The sequence below is a fragment of the Bariatricus massiliensis genome (assembly GCF_900086725.1).
In the GTDB taxonomy this organism is placed as follows: Bacteria; Bacillota; Clostridia; order Lachnospirales; family Lachnospiraceae; genus Allocoprococcus; species Allocoprococcus massiliensis.
Window position 1 is genome coordinate 992,257 of the sequence record NZ_LT574838.1, and the last position, 17,946, is coordinate 1,010,202.

Annotated in this window: 19 protein-coding genes; 4 read left to right on the forward strand and 15 right to left on the reverse strand. The window is 45.7% G+C overall.

Features of this window, described 5'->3' with window-relative positions; genetic code table 11:
- Positions 1–72: 72 nt before the first annotated feature.
- The 7 genes from BN6465_RS16335 to BN6465_RS16365 form a co-directional block, all read right to left on the reverse strand.
- Positions 73–789, reverse strand: a complete 717-nt coding sequence (locus BN6465_RS16335; protein ID WP_066737221.1) for a TenA family protein — start codon at positions 787–789, stop codon at positions 73–75.
- A gap of 35 nt (positions 790–824) precedes the next feature.
- On the reverse strand, positions 825–1,574 hold the full coding sequence (locus BN6465_RS16340; protein ID WP_066737223.1) for a nucleoside phosphorylase: 750 nt from the start codon (positions 1,572–1,574) through the stop codon (positions 825–827).
- 3 nt (positions 1,575–1,577) lie between these two features.
- Positions 1,578–2,750: an MFS transporter gene (locus BN6465_RS16345; RefSeq protein ID WP_066737224.1), complete on the reverse strand. Its 1,173-nt coding sequence runs from the start codon at positions 2,748–2,750 to the stop codon at positions 1,578–1,580.
- Between the two features lie 4 nt (positions 2,751–2,754).
- The gene (locus tag BN6465_RS16350; RefSeq protein WP_066737225.1) at positions 2,755–3,558 is read right to left on the reverse strand and encodes an energy-coupling factor ABC transporter ATP-binding protein; all 804 of its coding nucleotides are present in this window, start codon (positions 3,556–3,558) and stop codon (positions 2,755–2,757) included.
- On the reverse strand, positions 3,555–4,415 hold the full coding sequence (locus BN6465_RS16355; protein WP_066737227.1) for an energy-coupling factor ABC transporter ATP-binding protein: 861 nt from the start codon (positions 4,413–4,415) through the stop codon (positions 3,555–3,557). The genes BN6465_RS16350 and BN6465_RS16355 overlap by 4 nt, the downstream gene beginning before the upstream one ends.
- The gene (locus tag BN6465_RS16360; protein ID WP_066737229.1) at positions 4,403–5,209 is read right to left on the reverse strand and encodes an energy-coupling factor transporter transmembrane component T; all 807 of its coding nucleotides are present in this window, start codon (positions 5,207–5,209) and stop codon (positions 4,403–4,405) included. The genes BN6465_RS16355 and BN6465_RS16360 overlap by 13 nt, the downstream gene beginning before the upstream one ends.
- Before the next feature lie 70 nt (positions 5,210–5,279).
- A complete protein-coding gene (locus tag BN6465_RS16365; protein ID WP_066737231.1) occupies positions 5,280–5,888 on the reverse strand; it encodes an ECF transporter S component in 609 nt (202 codons plus the stop codon).
- A gap of 220 nt (positions 5,889–6,108) precedes the next feature.
- On the opposite strand from BN6465_RS16365, the gene BN6465_RS16370 reads away from it, so the two are divergent.
- A complete protein-coding gene (locus BN6465_RS16370) occupies positions 6,109–6,804 on the forward strand; it encodes a Crp/Fnr family transcriptional regulator (protein ID WP_066737233.1) in 696 nt (231 codons plus the stop codon).
- Between the two features lie 107 nt (positions 6,805–6,911).
- Positions 6,912–7,469 carry a CD3072 family TudS-related putative desulfidase gene (locus BN6465_RS16375; protein WP_066737235.1) on the forward strand — a complete coding sequence of 186 codons (558 nt, stop codon included), beginning with the start codon at positions 6,912–6,914 and terminating at the stop codon, positions 7,467–7,469.
- A gap of 126 nt (positions 7,470–7,595) precedes the next feature.
- Here the strand turns inward: BN6465_RS16375 and BN6465_RS16380 are convergent, their stop codons facing one another.
- From BN6465_RS16380 to BN6465_RS16400, 5 genes are all read right to left on the reverse strand, one after another.
- On the reverse strand, positions 7,596–8,549 hold the full coding sequence (locus tag BN6465_RS16380) for a DUF4097 family beta strand repeat-containing protein (RefSeq protein WP_066737237.1): 954 nt from the start codon (positions 8,547–8,549) through the stop codon (positions 7,596–7,598).
- A complete protein-coding gene (locus BN6465_RS16385) occupies positions 8,539–9,129 on the reverse strand; it encodes a DUF1700 domain-containing protein (RefSeq protein ID WP_066737239.1) in 591 nt (196 codons plus the stop codon). Before BN6465_RS16385 ends, BN6465_RS16380 begins: the two co-directional genes overlap by 11 nt.
- A complete protein-coding gene (locus tag BN6465_RS16390) occupies positions 9,122–9,442 on the reverse strand; it encodes a PadR family transcriptional regulator (RefSeq protein ID WP_066737241.1) in 321 nt (106 codons plus the stop codon). Before BN6465_RS16390 ends, BN6465_RS16385 begins: the two co-directional genes overlap by 8 nt.
- A 226-nt stretch (positions 9,443–9,668) precedes the next feature.
- Entirely contained in the window at positions 9,669–11,597 is a 1,929-nt protein-coding gene (locus tag BN6465_RS16395) for a leucine-rich repeat domain-containing protein (protein ID WP_066737243.1), read from the reverse strand.
- Between the two features lie 137 nt (positions 11,598–11,734).
- A complete protein-coding gene (locus BN6465_RS16400) occupies positions 11,735–12,151 on the reverse strand; it encodes a DUF5391 family protein (protein WP_066737245.1) in 417 nt (138 codons plus the stop codon).
- A gap of 175 nt (positions 12,152–12,326) precedes the next feature.
- Here BN6465_RS16400 and BN6465_RS16405 point away from each other — a divergent pair, with 175 nt between their 5' ends.
- On the forward strand, positions 12,327–13,037 hold the full coding sequence (locus BN6465_RS16405) for a LytR/AlgR family response regulator transcription factor (RefSeq protein ID WP_066737247.1): 711 nt from the start codon (positions 12,327–12,329) through the stop codon (positions 13,035–13,037).
- Positions 13,034–14,296: a sensor histidine kinase gene (locus tag BN6465_RS16410; RefSeq protein ID WP_066737248.1), complete on the forward strand. Its 1,263-nt coding sequence runs from the start codon at positions 13,034–13,036 to the stop codon at positions 14,294–14,296. Before BN6465_RS16405 ends, BN6465_RS16410 begins: the two co-directional genes overlap by 4 nt.
- 16 nt (positions 14,297–14,312) lie before the next feature.
- Here the strand turns inward: BN6465_RS16410 and BN6465_RS16415 are convergent, their stop codons facing one another.
- Genes BN6465_RS16415 through BN6465_RS16425 form a run of 3 tightly spaced genes read right to left on the reverse strand, consistent with a single transcriptional unit; the run spans position 14,313 to position 17,854 of the window.
- Complete coding sequence (locus tag BN6465_RS16415; protein WP_066737249.1) at positions 14,313–16,562, reverse strand: ABC transporter permease; 2,250 nt, start codon at positions 16,560–16,562, stop codon at positions 14,313–14,315.
- On the reverse strand, positions 16,562–17,263 hold the full coding sequence (locus BN6465_RS16420) for an ABC transporter ATP-binding protein (RefSeq protein ID WP_066737250.1): 702 nt from the start codon (positions 17,261–17,263) through the stop codon (positions 16,562–16,564). The genes BN6465_RS16415 and BN6465_RS16420 overlap by 1 nt, the downstream gene beginning before the upstream one ends.
- Positions 17,264–17,854 carry a TetR/AcrR family transcriptional regulator gene (locus BN6465_RS16425; protein WP_066737251.1) on the reverse strand — a complete coding sequence of 197 codons (591 nt, stop codon included), beginning with the start codon at positions 17,852–17,854 and terminating at the stop codon, positions 17,264–17,266.
- Between the last annotated feature and the right edge of the window lie 92 nt (positions 17,855–17,946).

The window sequence follows — 17,946 nt, forward strand, 5'->3', positions numbered from 1 at the left end:
CAATCGCCATGGCATCATCGGAGCCGCAGTCTGTGTCGATGATTATTTTTTTCTTCTTTATTGTGTCCATTTCTACTCCTCTATCGTGGTAAATTTTTTCGGAAAGATTTTGTCCAGCGGCCATGTGGTCATGTTATGATACATATCCTGCCACTGCAGAATCTCATAATTACAGCTTGCCGCAAAGATTTCCAGCAGCTTTGCCTGTTCTCTTTCCGTCTTATTCTGGCAAAGCCTATTCACAATCTGAATTTCATTGTCCGTCTTATTTATATAAGCCTCACTTACATAAAACGCCAGCCATTGGTAGTACATATTGTCTTCCGGCAGGGTGCACTTGGACAGCAGGTCTTCCCCGAAAAAACGGTACAATATGTTGCATGGGAACAGCGCCATCATACATTCTGCCAGCCCTCCCTGCTCCGCGCACATCAGCTGAAAGGCCGTGTAAGAACGCTTTGCCGGGGCTTCGACGACTGCATCCATCTCCTTCAGGCTCACGCCCACCTGCTTCGCCCAGAAGTCCCGGTTTAACATAACCGTTCCTTCCATGGTGTTCTTTACAATCTGATACCACTCCTCCATCTCATCAAAGCAGCTGCATTTTGAAAATCCAACAGCCCAGCATCTCGTATAATCCATCAAATACTGGTAATTCTGCTTTATCTGAAACTGAAATTTTTCATATGGCATGGTTCCCTTCAGTATATCCTGCATGTGCGGCGTCTCTTCAATGACTGCACAGACCTCTCGGATAACGGGGACCAGCTTTTCTTCATAGAATCCCATCTCCGGCGCTCCTTTCCGTCCTATGTACCATTCTTTTACTCTTTGTCTCTTTCTATCAGAACTTTAATCGCATCGCAGGCAAGCTCAATAGTATGGTCATTCATACTGCCATAAGCCATAATCGCGCCGGCTCTCGCTCCTCTGATCGAGGATACGATAAACAACGCCGCCGTCTCCATTTCAGATGCCATCACCCGGCTCTTCTCCCACGCTTCCCAGCGCTGATGCAGCCTGCCGCTGTTGGGCATGCTGTCCGGGTCGTGCTGTCCGTAAAAAGAATCCTTGGACTGTGCGATACCCTCTGCGAAGTTATATCCCTTGTCATTACACGCCTTAGCAAGTGCGTCGATTACATGGCGGTCTGCGATGGCAGGATATTCAATCGGCACATAGTGAACCGTTGTCCCTTCGTCTCTGACTGCCCCGGTGATGATAACTCCTTCCAAATCTTCGTTATAGCTCTCCGGGCATACCCTTCCGCATGTTCCCACCCGGATAAAGGTATCCGCCCCGCAGTGTATCAGTTCTTCCAGCGCGATAGCCGTCGACGGGCATCCCATGCCGGTACTGCAGACGGTCACTTTCTCTCCGTTCAATGTGCCTGTCCATGTCTTATGCTCTCTATTATGCGCTACTAATTTTGCATTTTCCAGATGCCGGGCAATAATATCCGTGCGAAATGGATCTCCCGGAAGCAGCACATATCTTCCTATATCTTCCTTACTGCAGCAGATATGGTACTGCTGCCCCTTGTCATTTGTTACTTCTTTACTCTGTACTGACATTTTCTATACCTCCTGCTTTTTTTCGGTCGTATTTAACCGTAATACCACTGCCGCCGCAATACTGACGGCTATCATGATAATCGCATACTTAAAGGAGAATCCCACGCCCAGCCTGCCCACAAGGAATCCGGTCACGATAGGTGTGAGAATATCCGACAGGCCTCCCGCGGTGGCAACCAGAGAACTTGCCACGCTGATACGGTCATAGCCGATTCTTGTCGCAATCGCGACGATAACGCTGAACAGTACTCCCAGAAAAAATCCGGCCGTAAACATTCCTATAAAATAAGCTTCCACTGTATTAATCAAGAGCGCCGCCAAAATCGCTGCCATTGCACATATATTGTTGACCAACAGTACAACCTGTGCTTTTACCTTCTTCAATACCAGTACGAAAACAAAGGAACCGATTACACATCCCACATTATAGACCGTCAGCATAAATGCAGACGTGGATTGTGATATGCCCATATTTTCGGCAAAGCTTGAAAGGTAGAGCCCCAGCGTGTTCACCACCGCACTGTAGGCTGCGCATATGAGAAGGATTGCCCCGTAGGCCAGCAGCTTATGCTTCACATAAAGAGGCTTCACATTCTCCTCCTGAGTCTGTGCGTGCTCCTTCATATCCAGCTTCACAAACGGCATACATATAAGCATTACCACAGGCACAATCAACAGTATGTAGTAAGCAAAAAAGAAGGGCTTGTCTCCTGCCAGCAAGACACCGACCAAAAAGGGAGTAGCAAAGCTTCCGAGTCCGAACAGCGCCTGCCCCGCACTCAGTGAACCCGCATAATTCTTCTGGAAGGACACGCTTAAAAGTACCGGGCACACAGTGTCCTGCGCTCCCATCCCCACACCTCCGAGGAAGGCAAAGCAGAGTCCTGCATAGTAATTCACGATCGTGGGCAGGCCCAGCAGAAAGATGGCCATCAGCGTAACTCCTCCGGCCAGCACTTTGATTGGCCCCAGTTTTTCTACCAGACGGCCTGTCGTGTACACGGTAAGCACCCGCCCGAACGCATAGGCTGAGCCTAAAAGTACCACTTGGTCTAACTGCATATCATACATTTTCACCAGATGTGGAAGGCTGCTGCCGACAACAATACAGGCTGCCCCTGTTAAAAAGTACATGGCAAATGCCAAAAACGCTATCAGTCTATTATTTCTCTGCATGTTTTTACCTACTCATAATTTTTTCTATGGCGTCTTCAATATTGATTACACTGCCCTCAATTCCCAGAGCTTTACAGACTCTGCTTACATAGGGCTGCTTCAGCATCGCCTTTTCCAGAGATTCATAATCCCAGAAAATTTCTTTCGGCGTACCGCTGCGCACGATTTTTTTCTTCGCCATGACAATGACCTTCTTAAAATTGTCTGCCACGAACTCCATATCATGAGAGATAGTAATCACCGTTTTTCCCTTCTCATGAAGCGTCTTTAAAATATCACTCAGCCTTTTATTGCCTTCAATATCCTGACCGGCTGTCGGTTCATCAAAAATCAAAATGTCTGTCTCCATGGCGATAACCGCCGCAATGGTCACAAACTTTCTCGTGGACAGCGGAAGATTATAGGGATTCTCGTCTTTGTACCGGTCCATCCCTGTCATTTTCAGAGCTTCCTCCACTCTCCTGTTTTCTTCCTCTAAAGGAAGCTTCATCATCTTAGGGCCGAATCTTACTTCGCTCTCCACAGTGGAATGAAAAATCTGGTCGTCTGGATTCTGGAATACATAGCCCACCACCTTGGATATCTGTGCGGTGGTATAATCTTTTGTATTCATATCGCCAATCAGGACCTGACCTTCTGTGGGCCTTAAAAGACCGTTCATCATCTTTACGGTGGTTGTCTTTCCAGCACCGTTCTGCCCTACTATGGCCACATTTTCACCGGCCTTGATTTCCATGTTGATATGATCCACCGCCAGAAATCCGCCCGGATATGAAAAGCTTACGTCTTTTAATACTAAATCAGTCATTTCTTATCCCTTTCTTTCAGTGCCTCGGCAATGAACTCTATCGCCTGTTTTTCTGTTACGGGTATCCGGGAAATGGGCAGGCCTTTCTCCTTCAATCTGCTCCCTAAAATTGCCACCTGCGGAAGCGCTGCTCCCTGTTCCAACAGGGAGAGATCGGACAATATCTCCTGTTTGTCCCCCGCCGCGATCATGCGTCCTTCTTTAAACACAAGAACTTCGTCCGCATATTCTGCAATCAAATCTATTTTATGTTCCACCAGTATGATTGTCTTACGTTTTTCCTTCAAGGCTTTGATGATTGCAAAAACACTCTCAGTACCTTCCGGGTCAAGCTGGCTGGTCGGCTCATCAATGATGAGGATGTCCGGCTCCAGAACTATGACAGAGGCCAATGCCACTCTCTGCATCTGTCCACCTGACAAATCAAATGGATTCTTCTCAGCCAGCGCTTCGATGTCTGTCATCTGCATAACTTCTACCACACGCCGCTCAATTTCTTCCACCGGTACTCCAAAATTCTCCAGCCCGTAAGCCACTTCCTCGAACACCGTCTCCTTTACACCGCTTATCTGGGTAAACGGATTCTGGAATACATAGCCGATCTTGGCAGAAAGTTCTCCGCCATAATCGGTAGTCTTCTTTCCTTCCACGAGGACTTCGCCATTCAGCTCGCCCTTATAAAAATCTGGTATAAATCCTCTGAGCAGGGCGCAAAATGTAGTTTTACCGGAACCGTTCTCCCCGATAACTCCATAAAATTTTCCCCGCTCAATGTTCACATTCAATTCCTGAATAGCCGGTGTCTCCGCCAGTGGATAGGAGTATGTGACATTTTTACATTCAATTATATTATCCATAAAGCAATCCTCCCCGCCAGTATCAATACCGTGATGATAACCGCGACAACCGCCACCGTCTTTTCACATCCCGACTTTTCCAGATTAAATAGATGAGTCTTTTCCCCCTGTATGGAGAATCCTCTCGCCTCCAAGGTAAGCACCCTCTCCTCTGAGCTGATGACCGCCCCTAAAATCAAAGGTACGAGGGATGGGAAGAACGCTTTTGCCCTCACGAAAATATTTCCCTCTGTTTCTACGCCCCTTGCTTTCTGTGCGTTCATGATTGTCTTACTATTTTTACTCAAAATCTCTATCATCTGCAGTGTAGAAGTAAACACATACGCGGCCTTATAGTTCATGCCCGACGCTTCCATGGCTCTCGCGATTTCTCTGTTTTCCGTCGTCTGAAAAAGCCATACAAAGATTCCCGCTATGTTCATAATCATAAATGACAGGGAAATCGCTGTTTTCAGCCCTTTTTCATAAATTGTGATGAAGCCAAATCTCATCAGCAGCTCGCCGCCCGGGACTAAGAATGTCTGTACCGCCAAGATAATGACCGCAATGATGGCAACTGCCTTCAATGCTTTGATACATTTGCCGAAAGCTCCACTTGCCATGCACAAGACCGGCACTGCGATGAACCATGGGATGAGAAGCAGGGAAAGCCCCACTTTTGTTAAATGTACGGTTCCAATGATAAAGGTACACACAATATATAAACAGACTACCAGCAGTTTGGTTGACGGATAGAGCGCTGCCAGTTTATTTTCTTTGTGAATTTGTATTCTTTCTGTATAAGTTTTTTCCATATCTGACCTCTTTTACTGTAAGGTTTTTGTTTGATGCTCTGAAGAGCTGCCGGAGGGTGTATAGTTTATACTATTTCTTTTTCTCTTTAATGTAATTGCTTCCGCATCCGAATTTGACTAACGTACGCTCCGGAATGACTTTGATTACCAGCCAGCAAATGACAAATGAGATTACACGGTCAAGTACTGTAAAAATACCCTCCGTGCCAAAAAATGCCGCCCAAATATTTGCGCCTGCCGCCATAGCTGCCGCCGTAATGATGGATGTACCGCCGCCTGTCACGCCGCCGTATACAAGAACTACGATTGGAGCGGATGAAACGATGGATACGGCCGCCATGATGAGCATGGATAAAATCCATTTCCACCAAACACTGAACATCTGCTTTCTCGCAAGAAAACCAGTTACCAGACCTGCGAGAACGTTGACGGGTATAAACGCGAAATTTACCGGATTGGCAATACCTGTAACGATATTTGTCAAACCACCTGTCACCGCGCCTACCCACGGGCCGCACAACATAGCCGCAAAAATTGTCCCGATTGTATCAAGGTACATCGGCAGCTTTAAGAGTGATGCCAGCTGGCCTCCCACAAAGTTAACCGCCACACCTACCGGAATTACCAGAATCGCCAACATTGAAAAATCTTCCTTGATTGAGTATTTCTTTTTTTCCATATCTCATTTCCTCCTTCATACATAACCTGCTGTTTTTAATTTCAACCCTCCAGGCATCTCCAAATCAGCAGTGTCATAACGATTGTTGCTTTTTGTCGAAACATAACAAATCCTGTTCCTAACTTGACTTTACATTAGCACATATGTAAAATATAAAAAATGACACATGTCAGTTTTTGTCGTTATTTTTTACAATAACAAGGAGGTTTTTATAGATTTTATGTATAATAACACTATCAAGATATTAGAGATGATATTTAAAGGAGAGTACGATCCTAAGAATCCGGCCGCCGCTCTTCGCGGATTGGCCACAAAAAGTCAATTGCTTACAATTGAAAAAAATGATACTATTATCAACCAAAAGGACCCTGTAAAATATTTCTATCTTTTGCTGAAAGGGAGGGCCTGTGTTCTGAACCACATTACTTGGAGCAGTGACAACGTGGTGGACTTTCTGGAGCCGCTCGATATATTAGGCATGGTAGAATATCTAAACAATACCGAGGCCTACACCGCTTATGTCATGGCGGAGACAAAGTGCGTCCTCTTCCGGATTCCCGTGGAAATCTTCATCCATATTATCCAGCAGAATGCTTTTCTCTGCTATCAGACTCTGTTGGTGCTTGGAAAGGTTCTGGAGTCAAACATGAACCGTGCGGAAACAAATTCTCTGTTCCACCCCAAAGATATTCTGGGCCACTACCTGTACCTTCAGGCGCAGCACGCTATGCCCTATGTCTGTCCTCTGACACGGCATGTGCTGGCAGAAAAATTACATATCAACCTGCGCACCCTTTACCGGCATATCGATTCTATGAAAGCAAGCGGATATCTCACGCTGCGGAAAGGAAAAATCGTCATTGAACCGGAACATTTTGAGCGTCTGAAAGTACGGTACGGAGATGTAATCCTGTGAATATCTCTGCTTTACTTTTTTAATTTCCTGTGCTACATTCTTCTTATCATCGTCTGGCGGGGGCATATGCAGACGGCCAAACCATTACATTCAGGAGGAAGAAAGATATGCAAAAGATAGTATTTACAGCTCACTGTATTCTTAATACGGCGTCCAAGGTTGTTCTTTACAACCAAGAGGAGATTGATGCAGAAGAAGCGCTCCGCAAAAAATTTATGCGGCAGATAATTGACAATGAAATTCAGGTAATCCAGCTTCCATGTCCGGAGTTCACACTGTATGGAGCCAAACGCTGGGGCCATGTGAGCGACCAGTTTGACAATGTGTTCTTCCGCACTCACTGCCGGAAGATTCTCACCCCGGTTTTGGAGCAGCTGAAGGAATATCTGGACAATGGAGAACGATTTGAAATCTTGGGATTTGTAGGTGTTGACGGCAGCCCGAGCTGCGGTGTAGATTACACCTGCCGGGCCAACTGGTATGGCTCTTTTGACTGCCGAAAAGATCTGCAGGAGACACTGGCCGACTGCCGACTGGAGCGCGGACCAGGTGTATTTATGTCTGTCTTAAAGGATATGTTAAGAGAAGAGGGGCTGGAGGAGAAAATTCTCATTACTTCACTGTTCGCCCCTGAGCCTGACAAATGTTTAAATCTTGTAAAATAAGCTGAGCTGTCCCGGAAATAACACATCCCCACTGGAATCAATGCATATAGCATTGTATTTTCCAGTGGGGATTGTTTTGCACCGCTTTCTTTTTCAAGTTGTCTTTTAATCGGCTCATCCTGTTATCTAATTCTTTCCGGTATTGATATGGATGTCACCGTCATCGCTGTTTACAGATATTTTTTTGTCATTTCCGTTAGACACCCTGTACTGCTCTTCATCATCGCTCCGGCTAGAGCAGTTTCTTCCATCCGGAAGTATAATTTTCCCATATTCCGTATACAGATCCATGTCATACTTCTCCCATGAATCCGTTGTTGTAAGCTCGACATCACCATATTCATTTTCCACCCGGAAATCACGTACATCCATGCTGTTGACTTTCAGACCACCGTCATCCATCGTAATTTTGACTGTGTCTCCTATTACTCTGTCAAATATACAGTCACCATATTCATTGTCAACTATTACTTTCCCAATCTCTATATTTCCTGCTTTCAAAACCCCGTTATCCATAACCACATCCCAGCGGTCTCCGCTTAAGCTTTCGACACCCAAATCACCATATTCACAGGTGGTGGAAAGGGATTGCACAGTTAGATCCGGCAGTACCACATCCCCGTCATCGCTGCTGATTCTTACATTTTCCAATGCTTTGTCTTCCGGGATATAGATTTTCACTTTATAGTTCCCGTCCGATTCAAAGGGCGTAGTTCCCCACACCATAAAGCTGCCGAATCCTTTCATTTCCCTTTCGTTAAACGTCAGCTTCCCATTCTTCACGCTCCATACCGGCTTTCTGTTACCTCCTTCAATTCTGTATTCCAGATAATAATCATCGGAAGGAATCACTTCCAGATCCGCATACTCAAGATCGATATTCATACTTGAAAATTCATCTATTTTTATTTTCTTCTGCACATACGGTTCACGGCTTTCTACCGTGCCTGCAGCATGAACCCCTTCTCTGTCAATAAAATATCCGGGACGTCCGCCGAGAATGAAGCCCAAAATAAGAATTGCTGTCCCCGCGCCGATACAGCCTGCCGCCGCCAATCCTACCACTTTTTTATTCAACATGTTTTCTTCCCCTCCCTGCCATTTTACCAAACACTCTTGTCATCCGGTTCAAAAACCATTTGCACAGTACCACACTTCCTGCGGCAATAATAATTCCAAGGCCGATTCCGATGAGACTGAACCCGATGGTGGCAATTCCGTTTGCCGGAGATGTAAATAAAAGCCACACACCTATAAAGATAGACGGTATGGAAACCAGTACGACAGAAAATGCTGACACAGCGATTGCAAATATAATCGCTGCAATTACGATAAGGAAGGCAAGCACTACAACAACGGCGGCAAATGCCAGCGGCAGTCCCACCGGCGCTGCAAAAATCGCAAGAATTCCAATCCAGACCATTGAAAATCCTCTTTTGACACTTGTGTTCTTCTCTCTGGCATTCTCAAACGCCATATCCCTGACAATCTGGTCCGCGGCCGCCTCCGGCGCCCCTAGATCTTCAATTGCCTGCTGCTCATTTTCCGGCCCAGCCTCTTCAAAATATTCTGTAAAGTACTCCATTGCCCTGTCAAAATCTTCCTTGGGAAGCCTGCGGAGTCTATAGCCAAGCCGTTTCATATACTCATTTCTATTCATTGTCAGTTCCTCCCTCCACAATACGGTTCACCGTGTCACTGTAATTCTTCCATTCCTTCACCAGTTCTTCATACTGGCGTCTGCCTTCTTCTGTTATACTATAATATTTTCGATTTCTTCCTTGATATTGTTGGTCATATGTGGCCAGAAAATGATTTTCCTGCAGCCGCCTGAGAACCGGGTATAACGTAGAATCTTTTGTATTTGACACCTGCTTGATAATCTGGCTGATCTGATATCCATACGCGTCCTCTTTCAGAACAACTGAAAGAACCAGCAAATCAAACATGGGAGCATTTAACGGAAATATCATACTCTCACTCCTCCCTATATGTTTTTTATAAGCATATTATATACTGTATAATATAAACTGTCAATATATATATTTTGATTTTATATATATTTTAAAAAAGCACATTGTCCTGATTTTATCATCATAGTAAATCTCAATATTATCAGAAAAGCAACTGTCATAATCCAAATCTGATTATGACAGCTGCTTTTCGTTTTTGTCCTTATCCCCTAAAGTGGGCTCAATTCTACCGCACGTGTTCTACATTCAATTTCCTTTTTCTGCATATCAACAAGACAATAACTATTCCAGACAGTACACTCAGCCCCAAAAACATTCCGGCCGGGCTGGTATCGCCTGTCTGCACGCTTCCTCCCACTTTCTTATCTTTGCCAGAATCTCCTTTTGGCAAATGTTCTTCCTGTTTGCTAATCGTAAACTCCTTTGCCTCAGAATTTCCTGCCCCACAATTCTCATCCTCTTCCACATAGGCGGTTACTCTGTAAGTCCCGGCATTAATGGGTGCAGACTGAATCTTATCCCAATCGTTTCCATTATACATTTCCCAGATGAAACTGACAGCCCCTTTGCTCCCGGTAATCACCAAATCATCCTTCGTCAAAACAACTGGCTTCCCGTCATATACTTTATCCAAATTTTTATTAATAATTATACTGCTTTCCGCTTTCACAAGATTTAACATTACTTGTAAAGTAATGGTTTCACCTTTATTTGTTCCGCAGTCATATTCATAGACAATAGGGGTACCTGCATGATAATTACTCATTAAATTGCCATTCAGTTCTCCGCCTTTGATTACATTGATTTTTGTCGGGTCGATTCCCTTGAACTTTTCTGTTATGTCAAACTCATTTCCTTTAATCGTAAGTTCTGCCGTCACCTGTGTATCCAACTTTAACAGTGCAGTGTTTATTGACTGCACGCCCAAATTCAAATATCCCAATTGATTGTTACGGCATTCAAAGTTAGCGAGCTTTGAGTTATGGCTTACATCCAAGTATGTAATTTGCGTATTGGAGCAAAAGAAACTGGACAGCAGCGGACTGCCGCTTGTATCAATCTCCTTCACTCCTGTTCCCCCTATTTCCAGATAAGAAAGCCCCGGCTTATTGCTCAAATCAAGATTGGTAATCTTGGATGCGCCAAAGCAGTTCAACACTTCCAAGTCCTTATTTTCTTTGAGTTCTAAACTTTCAATACCTGTGCCATTTATATATAATTGCTTTAGTTTCTTGTTGTTAGACAATTCCAAATTAGTTATAGACGTATATGCGCAGTTCAAATATTCCAAATCTTGATTTTGTTCAACATCTAACGTTGAAATTTGCGCTGCCCCCTCAATGTTTAACCACTGTAGTTCTTTGTTCGCACTGATGTCTATGGACGGAAGCTGTGTCAAATCTAAACAGTATAATTCCTGCAAGTATGGAAACAGCTCTATTCCCTTTAAGTTTTTAATAGTGGTTGTTGCTGTCTGAAGACCCACATTGATTGTCTTAATCTCTTTAATTTCATCATCTGTCAACACTCCGCTGTCGTTTGTGTCAAAGTTATCCTGTATGTACTTCCGGAAAATCGGATCAGGAAAATTTTCCTCATTGATTTCGACACCAGATTCCACTATTTTCCCGGACACTTCTAATACCAAGGGATAGTTAATGACCAATCCACTTATCTTAACCGCGCCAGTTACAGAATCATAAGAATAGTCAGTTCCCGGTGACAATTCCGTTCCGGCTCTCGTAATAGAAATAGATTTGGGCAGCGTGAAGCCATTTGCATTGTCGACTGTAAGTGTAAAAGAAAAGTCAGAACTGTATGGCATGATTCCATACTTAATACCCTTATACTCATAAATATCTGACCCTAACTCAGCTGTGGCGTTGGAAAGCTGAAGCTGCAGTCCATATCTTCCAGTCCCGTCGTCTACAATTGGATTGGTAAAATTCCCCCCAACAATCAGACCTCCCTTATTGTACACCGTTTTTGTATATGTTCCACTGACAATAACTCCATTTTGATTATTGTCAATGTCGATACCCCATGTACCCGTTCCACTCATCACGCCATTATTTCCCATTCCGGCTAATACGGTCATTGGCAAAAGCATGGCTGCTGCACATAGACATAAAAGCAGTTTTATCATTTTCTTCATCTCGTTACCTCCTTAAATAACTGACATTTATGCCTGTATCATAACATTCTCGCCTTAGAAAACAAGTTTTTGCAGTTAAACGGTAGGTAAACTAGGGCTAACGGTTTTCCCCCTTATAGCTTAACAACAAACATACTTTATCTAGGTTTCTGCCTCCTCAAGCACATAGGATACCAGATGACCTGCACTATCAAGCCTATCAGGCACACAAACGCCATCAGAAGGAGTGACGGATATATCCGTCCATCCCTTCTCAGATACTCCCATTGACCGCCCACTGCCATCACCAGCAGGATAGGCAGTGCGATAAGCCACACAGCGTTATATACAGCAAGTACATATTTCATCGCACGCACATCCATACAATATACGATCAAAGGCAGAAAATAACAGCTGCCGCACCATATCAGGTTTATCCACATGCCTCCGCTTCCAAATCGGGTGCCGTTGCCAATCCGTGCCAGTGGTGTCAGTGATGTTATCACAAGCGCCGCCTCCACCAAAAGGGCTGCCGTAGTCGTCCATACAATCATCGTTTTTTTCTCTTTGTCCATATATGTCACTCCTTCATTTTATTTTTCTTTCCCTATCATACCTGCTTTTCACCGATAATTTTAACGACTGTAATATCCGGCTGAATTTGCTGTCATAACCGGACTCCCCCCGCTATTGCAGAAAGGTTCCTAAGAATTATAATTAAGAAAAACGAAAGAATGAGAGAAATGAATCATGATTCAGGCAGCAATCTGTGAAGACAGCCTCCATGTGCAGGCCCAATTAGAACAGTATATAGAACACTCCGGCATTCCCCTCTGCGCGGAAATATTTTCCAGCGGGGAGGAACTGTTGGATTGCTTAGAAACGCGTACCGAAGGGTTTTCTATCTATTTTATGGACATCTCTCTTCCCGGTATCAACGGGATAGAGACTGCCGCCGTCATCCGCCGTCAGTATCCTTACGCATTGATTCTGTTTGTCACAGACTACAAAGAATACGTCTACCGGGTTTTTGAAGTCCTTCCCTTCCGTTTTCTGATAAAGCCGGTGGCTGAGGCTGAATTCCTTAAAGCTCTGAATGACGCTGTATCCCATCTCGAGACGCAGAGTCAATTGTTCTCCTTCTGTATTGCGCGTAAAACATACCAGATACCCTGTCAGGAAATATATTGTTTCGAGGCGGACCTTCGCCGAATCATACTGACTACGGCTGACAAATCTTACAACTTTTATGGAAAGCTCCGGGATGTAGCTGCTTCCTTAAATACGGATATTTTTGTACAGACTCATATGTCCTATCTGGTGAATATGGAGTACATCCACTACATGGCAGAGACCGAGCTGCTCCTTCGAAACGGAAAGAATATTCCAATCAGCAGGCGGTATCGGGCAGAGGTTAAAAAACAGCATCTCCAGTACCTGAAACGGAGGTGCGGAAAATGACCCACGCCACTCCTTATGACGTATTTGTAGATATTTTTTTATATGTTATCGACTGGTGCATTTTAATTGAGCTCATGGACCGGATGTATGGAAAAATCGCACGAAACCGTAGGTTGGCTGTGCTGACATCCTTCGGGGGCATCATTTTGCTTGTGCTATATTCCCATCTGTCACTGCCAAGCTATACAAACAGCTTTTTTCTTGTCCCCTTAAGCTTTCTTATGCTGGTATTTTATCCAAAAAACACACGCAAAAAACTGCTGTTTTCCTTATGCCTGCTCAGTCTGACCTATTCTTATCTGTTCATGCTGAACGATATCACCAATATGCTGCCCTTCCGGTTTCCCTGGGTCATGATTTATCTGATTATATTTCATCTGGGATTATGGGGAATTTTATTTCTCTGCCTCCACCTGTGCAGCTGGGAGCAGGCCGACATCCCCCGCTCCCTTTGGGGAATTTTATTTTCGATTCCCCTGTGCACGTTGATTGCCATGCCCATTCTTCTGATATTTCTCAGTTATAGTACCATAAATTATTATGTCAGAAGTGTCCTCCATTTTGTCCTGCAGGGCATCTTTCTCTCAATCAATGTGCTGGTATTTATACTTTACAGAAGATTTACACAGTATGCGAAAAAGGAGGCGGAACATGCTCTTTTAAGCAGCCGGCTTGTATGGCAGGAACGCCATTATCAGGAAATGATGGATATTTCCGAAGAGCTGCACGCCATCCGCCACGACATGAAGAATCAACTGAGAACTGCCTCCCTGCTCTATCGGGAAGGAAAGCAGGACGCATTGGGAGAATACTTGTCACTGACAGCAGGAAGCATCGAGGAGGCAGACGCGTTTATCACGACGGGAAATCCTCATATAGACGCGGTCTTGAACCTCAAGATTTCCGATTTGAGAAAAAATAAGATAGTCTGTGACCCGGATATCGCCATTCCACCCCAACTGCCGCTCTCCTTTTCCCACACGGTCACCCTGTTCGGCAATCTGCTGGACAATGCCCTTGCCGCCTGCCTAAAGCTGGAGGTTCCCCGGAGAGAAATACAGCTTACCGTGTCCTATCAGGGACAAAGCCTGCTGATTCATATGGACAACCCGGTTCTCACAGACGGTTCCGGCCTCATGCCCGGCTATGGCACCGGGCTTAAAAATGTAGAAAAAACAGCCGCCGCTTACCATGGGATATTGCAGACCCAGATAACCGACGGCAGATATTATACCGATATTGTGCTCTATAACCTTTGAGAAATATTCTTTTATATTATTCCTTGGCTTTCAGCGCTTCCACCATATCAATGCCGGGTATTTTCCTTGATACGACCCGGCTGATTGCCCAGGAAAGGATAAGTGTGCCTACAATGCTTATAAGCCAAGTCATCCCCTTCACCATGACCGGAACATCCATAGAGTCAGGGAGCGTGGACAGCATATAATGCATCAGTCCATATCCGGCCGGTATCCCTAGGATAATCCCCGCTGCCGACAGCCATACATTCTGCTGTACCATAATACCGCGTATTTTCCGATCGGCAAATCCCAGAACCTTCATCGTGGCAAACTCCCGGTATCGCTCAAGGTAGGAAAGAACCCCGAGATTATAGAGCATGATTCCGCCCAGAAGGACGGCCCCGGTCACCAAAAGTGTTATCATCATCACCATGCCTTCCATCATAGAGTCAATCCCCTCCGTCAATTGCTTCTGTCTGGAAATAGTACATTTCTCCTCATAAACTCCAAATCCCTCTGACGGTATATCCCCGATTACGGCCGTTGTCGTATAGCTCTGCCCGGTCTTGTCATAGTCCTGTTTTTTCATTATGATGCCCTGACTCATCGTAGTCCGCACAACCGCTTCCACCTCTGACCTCTGCCATTTCTTATCCCCCGCATGTCTCCAAGTGACCGTATCACCGACTTTCAAGCCCAGACTTTCCGCCGTTTTCTTGGAAATTGCCACGCCATGCCCGATGTCGGTAAAGGTCTTCAAATCTTCCGCGAGCCGCCATAGTTTTGCACTCTCGGGTACAGTAAGACCCACTTCCTGCTCTCCATCTTGACCGCGGATGACAGCCGTGCTCTCCATCAGCAGCTCGCCCCCGGTCATCTGCCTCAATTCCAGCCTGCTCTTCTCATCCGGAATACCGGTTATCTTGCACGCATAATTCTGCTGTTCGGTAAAAGTCCACTTGGATAGATTATCAAACGTGTCATACAATGCAAAAGCGCAGAATAGAAGGGCCGTGCACCCCAGCACGCCGCAGAGTGTCATAAAGCTCCTCAAGCGGTTTCTCAAAATATCTCTTAAATTCCAGCGGCTTCCAAAGGGAATCCCCTCCGGCAGCTCCGGAAGGTTCGCCGCCGAGGGGCAAAACTCCTCACCGGAAAGGCTGGCAGCCGCCGTGTCTCCCAAATATGCCCTGCAGATGTATAAGCTAACGACTAGAGACACTACCACACAAAGAACGGGCAGTATCAAGGCTTCTGCCGGCAGTTCCCCTCCCCATAATGGCAGCACATACATGGTCTTCATAAAACGATAGATGACATCAGGCAGTGTCTGATAGCCCAGTAAATATCCAGCAAGCGCCCCGAGCGCGCACACCATGCTGCTGTGGGACAGATAATGCCTCAAAAGCCTGCTCTTCGAGAATCCCAGCGCCTTCAGCACACCAATCTGCGTCCGCTGATTTTTCAGCATCCGGTGCATCGTAGTCACCGTAATCATTAACGCTATCAGGAGAAAAGCGGCGGAAAAGATATCGCCCATACTTTTGTGCTGTTCCACCTCATCCTCCACCATAGACACTGCTGGGTGGTCTTCTGCTTTCAGTGTCTGTGTCCCATCCCCAAGAATGGTAGACAGTACATCCCCCTGCTGCTTTCCATTTAGTGTCACCGCAATCTGGTTATAAAAAAACGGTATGTCCTCCGGCAGAATCCTCGGGCTCAACCATGCAAATCCATTCTTCCTGTGGTCCGCCACCATCTCATCCTCCGCTGCACCGTAGATATACTCCGGGCTGTATGCCAGTCCCCGCACGGTCCCCTCAATGCCCATTCCCTGCACATCCAATGTGATTTTGTCCCCGGGCTTATAACCATTTTCCCCGGCGAACAGCGCATCCAGCCATATGCCGGCCAAGCCGCCGTCAAAATCCACTCCTTCCGTAATGTACAATTTGGAAACCGCGTTATCCTCCGCTATATAGCAAGCCAGAGACGCGTCCTTTTTCCCCTGCACAGACGCAGGCAGACAGAGGCGCCCTTCGGCCTGACGGATACGTGAATCTTCCTTCGTCCTCTCCAGCTCCTCCTCCGAGAATGTGGCCTTGTAGGCCCATTCATCCGCAAGATTCTGCTCCTTTCTATAATCGTCAAAGTTTTTTTGAAGCCCATTCCATTCACCAGTGATTCCAGAATAGAGAAAGCATCCAAAAAACATCATCAAAAAGATTGCCAAGAATTGAACCTTATTTTTCACAATGTCTCTCAGCATTTTCCGAAACAGCATCACCACTCCACCTCACTTAACTTTAGCGGACTGTCATTGGTTTCCACCGCCCGGACTTCACCGTTCTTAATCCGTATCACCTTGTCTGCCGCCTTGGCAATGCTTGCGTTGTGCGTGACGATCAGAGTTGTTTTCCCTTCCTCCCTGCAAAGCTTTTGCAGCTCCTCCAAGACCATGACTCCGGTCTCACTGTCAAGGGCACCGGTCGGTTCATCACAGAGAAGAATATCCGGATTTTTTGCAATCGCCCGGGCAATAGACACCCGCTGCTGCTCTCCGCCGGAGAGCTGGCCCGGAAATTTGCGTCCTTGTCCGTGAAGCCCCAGCTTATCGAGCACCTCCTCCGCAGGCAGCGCTTCTTTCTTTAATTCCTTCATCAGGGCTACATTTTCCTGCACTGTCAATGTGGGAATCAAGTTATAGAACTGAAACACAAATCCCACCCTGTGTGCCCGGTAAATGGAGAGCTCCTTTTCTGACAGCGCCGTCACCTCAACGCCGGCTACTTTCACACTCCCGTCATCTGCGCGGTCAATTCCTCCCAATATATTGAGCAGTGTGCTCTTTCCCGCGCCGCTAGGCCCCAGTATTACCGTAAATTCCCCGGATTCTACAGAAAAGGAGACATCCTTTAGCGCATAGATCGTCCGTTCCCCATTCTTGTATCCCCTGCTGACATTATGTAATTCTACAATACTCATCTACTCCTCCTGCCTATTGCTGATAAGCCCTGCACAAAGCATTCTGAATACCTTGCAGAACTCCTTCTTGGACTGCTCCACATTCTTATGCTCCATGAGTACATGGCGCACACTTGCTATAAACATATCCGTTATGATATCTACATAGGCTGAATCCTCATCCTCTGTGCCCATGTGCCATGCCAGATGCTGCTTACATGCTTTGACGAACCACTCCCGTACTTCCACAAATCTCGTGGTCTTCAAATCGAACAAAATGATCATCCGCTCATCCATCAGGTAAAAAAGGTCACTTTCTTCGATAATATCCTCGATACCGTCCAGCGCCTCCTTCAATTCATCATAAGAATAAATCCGCTTCTGCTCGGCCATATGGTTATCGATGACCTTATGAATCGACCGTATGGGTTCTTCCATAAGAATCTCAAGAATCGCCTCTTTGTTGGGGAAATAATGATAAATATTGCCAATAGTAGTATTGGCTTTTTTAGCGATGGTCCGCATAGAGCTGCCCTCGTATCCGTGGATAAGAAATTCCCTCTGAGCTGCCTCAAGAATGGTCTGTCTAATTTCCTCTTTCTTTGTCTGCATGTTTTAAGCCTCCCTATGCGGTTCATCTTAGATTGTTTCAGAAATGTTTTCAATAGATGTGTCTTTTAAAAAATCAAAATATAACAACTGTT